Source organism: Autumnicola psychrophila (genome assembly GCF_031846645.1).
Lineage (GTDB): Bacteria > Bacteroidota > Bacteroidia > Flavobacteriales > Flavobacteriaceae > Autumnicola > Autumnicola psychrophila.
The window spans coordinates 1-3,088 of the sequence record NZ_JAVRHN010000022.1 but is presented as its reverse complement, the minus strand read 5'-3'; the positions used below and the strand labels follow the sequence as shown (position 1 = coordinate 3,088).

Below are 3,088 nucleotides of genomic sequence, written 5' to 3'. Positions count from 1 at the left end.
GCCTGACTGGCAACTGAAAACTTAGAGCCGACAACATATATAAAACAACAAACAACAAACAACGAACAAGAACATTGGATTCATTAACACAAATCGTATTAGGAGCTTCTGTAGGAGAAGTGGTGCTGGGCAAGAAAATCGGCAACAAGGCTATGCTTTACGGCGCCATTGCAGGAACAATTCCAGACCTGGATACCTTTGTAGGATACTTTACTGATACTATTACGGCCATTGAAATCCACCGCGGCTTTAGTCATTCTATTGTATTTTCTATTCTCTTTGCACCCATTTTCGGCTGGCTGATTTCAAAGATTGAAAGAAAATCGGAGGCCAACTGGAAGGACTGGTCAAAATTGATGTTCTGGGGCCTGGTCACGCATCCGTTACTCGATGCTCATACTACGTGGGGAACTCAACTCTTCTGGCCACTGGATTTGCGGCTGGCCTACAAAAATATTTTTGTAATCGATCCGCTTTATACCCTTCCGTTTCTCGTGTTCCTGATTCTCGCCATGCGGAAAAAGAGAACTTCTCCCGAAAGACGAAAACTGAATTACTGGGGTCTTCGTGTAAGTAGTTTTTACCTGCTGGTGGTAACATTACTACTGAAGGGCTATACCTTCGGAAAATTTACCGATTCCCTGGACAATCAGGAAATTTCTTATGAAGATATAGAGACAAAACCAGCTCCTTTAAATACCATTCTTTGGACGGCGAATGTGAAACTGGAAGACAGGTTTCTGATTGGCGATTATTCTATATTCGATACCAAGCCTGTTCAGTATTATGAATATCCCAAAAATCATCATTTACTGGGAGATCTTAAGGACGATGAAAATGTTCAGCGGCTTATCGATATCAGCAATGGTTGGTACACTATTTCAGAAAAAAACGGAAAACTGTTTTTTAACGATCTCCGTTTTGGAACGTTAGAGCCTGCTTCCAACGATGAAAATTTTGTTTTCAGTTATGAGCTTATTCCGGAGAATGGAACGATTAGCGCCAGAGAAGTAGAAAAGGGCAGGGGCGATGCTAAAAAGTTGCTTGCAGACCTGGGAAATCGTATTTTGGGGAATTGAGCTTTTAAGTGAAAAATTGAAAAAGTGAAAAAGTCAAGAAGTAAAGAAGTAAAGAAGAGAGACAAAAGACAACATAGCTTCTGCGCATATCTGCAAAATCTGCGGGAGAATTTTTTGAAGTATGAAAATTAGTAGTGAGAGGTGAAGTGTGAACTGAACTATTCACTCTTCACCATTTACTCTAAGGTCTACCGTCTAAAGTCCAAGATCTATTCCTCTTTTTTTAGTGCTGTAAAATACTTGTAGAACCATGGAATAGTTTCAATTCCCTTCAGGTAATTCCAGATTCCAAAATGTTCGTTTGGGGAGTGGATCGCGTCGGTATCAAGTCCGAAGCCCATTAAAATAATTTTACTTTTCAGCTCTTTTTCAAATAGAGAAACTATCGGAATACTACCGCCACTCCTTTGCGGAATTGGAGTTTGGCCAAATGTCTCTTCATAAGCTTTACTCGCTGCTCTAAAACCAACATTATCGATAGGCGTTACATAAGCATAGCCTCCATGGTGAGGTTTAACTTCTACGGTAACCGCTTTGGGAGCAATTGCTTCAAAATGCTTTTTGAAAAGTTGGGTTATTTCTTTCCAATCCTGATTAGGAACCAGTCGCATAGAGATTTTGGCAAAGGCTTTTGCGGGAAGAACGGTCTTCGCGCCTTCGCCAATATAGCCGCCCCAGATTCCATTTACATCCAGGGTTGGGCGAATAGAAGCTCTTTCCAGAGTAGAATAACCAGCTTCGCCGTAGACGTCATTAATTTTCAGTTTGTCTTTATATTCCTCTTCATTATAAGGAGCTTCAGCCATTTTCTTACGCTCTTCCTTACTTAACTCTTCAACTTTATCATAAAATCCCGGAATGGTGATATGATTATTTGCATCTGTAAGAGAAGCGATCATTTTACTAAGGATATTTATGGGATTCCCCACAGCACCGCCATATAAGCCGGAATGCAGATCGCGGTTAGGACCGGTGACTTCAACTTCAATATAGGAGAGTCCGCGAAGTCCGGTGGTAATCGAAGGAGTTTCTTTGGAAACCATTCCGGTGTCGGAAATCAGTATCACATCATTCGCAAGTTTTTCCTTGTTTTGTTCTATAAACCAGCCCAGATGTTCACTACCCACTTCTTCTTCCCCTTCAATCATAAATTTCACGTTGCAGGGGAGCTCGTCGTTTTTGGTCATATATTCCAAAGCCTTAACGTGCATATACATCTGACCTTTATCGTCGCAGGCTCCGCGGGCAAAAATAGCCCCTTCAGGATGAATTTTGGTGTTTTGGATCACTGGTTCAAACGGGGGATTCTCCCAAAGATTTAGCGGGTCTGGTGGCTGAACATCGTAATGGCCGTAAACCAGAACCGTTGGTAGATCTTTGCTGATAATTCTTTCTCCGTACACAACAGGATGTCCCGGAGTCTCGCATATTTTGACCTGGTCACAACCGGCATCCTGCAGTTTTAGTTTCACCGCTTCAGCTGTCTTCAGCATATCCTTTTCATAATTTGAATCAGCGCTAATGGACGGTATTTTCAGCAAGTCAATTAATTCCTGAACAAAACGGTCTTTATTTTCTTCTATATATTCTTTGATGTCTTTCATTTTGTGGTTTTAGAATAATTCAAAGGTAATAATTTGAATTTTTTTTCTCTGACTATTTGAAAATTGAAACTATTATGTATATTTGCATCCGCTAACCAAATAACGGATAGCAGATTTGTCCAAACAAGCGGGCGTGGTGGAATTGGTAGACACGCTAGACTTAGGATCTAGTGCAGCAATGTGTGGAGGTTCGAGTCCTCTCGCCCGCACCAAGGGAAAAGCCGACTTTAACGAGTCGGCTTTTTTGTTTTGGGTGCCACTTAAGGAAATTTCTAAGGATCAAGGATGGATCAAGGATCAAGCCTAATTGGGATCAAGCCTAATTGTTGTGTTTATGCAAAAATTGTAGTCAATCTATAGAGGAAGAATTCCACATTTTTTACACCTCTAAATTGGGCTCTAAAT

At 41.0% G+C, this 3,088-nt stretch carries 2 protein-coding genes and 1 tRNA gene; 2 read left to right on the top strand and 1 reads right to left on the bottom strand.

All coding sequences use genetic code 11. From position 1 onward, the window contains the following. Positions 1-74 precede the first annotated feature (74 nt). Entirely contained in the window at positions 75-1,079 is a 1,005-nt protein-coding gene (locus RM541_RS17300; protein WP_311501384.1) for a metal-dependent hydrolase, read from the top strand. Between the two features lie 209 nt (positions 1,080-1,288). On the opposite strand, the gene RM541_RS17295 is transcribed toward RM541_RS17300, so the two are convergent. Then, a complete protein-coding gene (locus tag RM541_RS17295; RefSeq protein WP_311501383.1) occupies positions 1,289-2,683 on the bottom strand; it encodes a dipeptidase in 1,395 nt (464 codons plus the stop codon). Between the two features lie 127 nt (positions 2,684-2,810). Between RM541_RS17295 and RM541_RS17290 the strand changes: the two genes are divergently transcribed. Then, a tRNA-Leu gene (locus RM541_RS17290) sits at positions 2,811-2,895 on the top strand. Positions 2,896-3,088 lie beyond the last annotated feature (193 nt).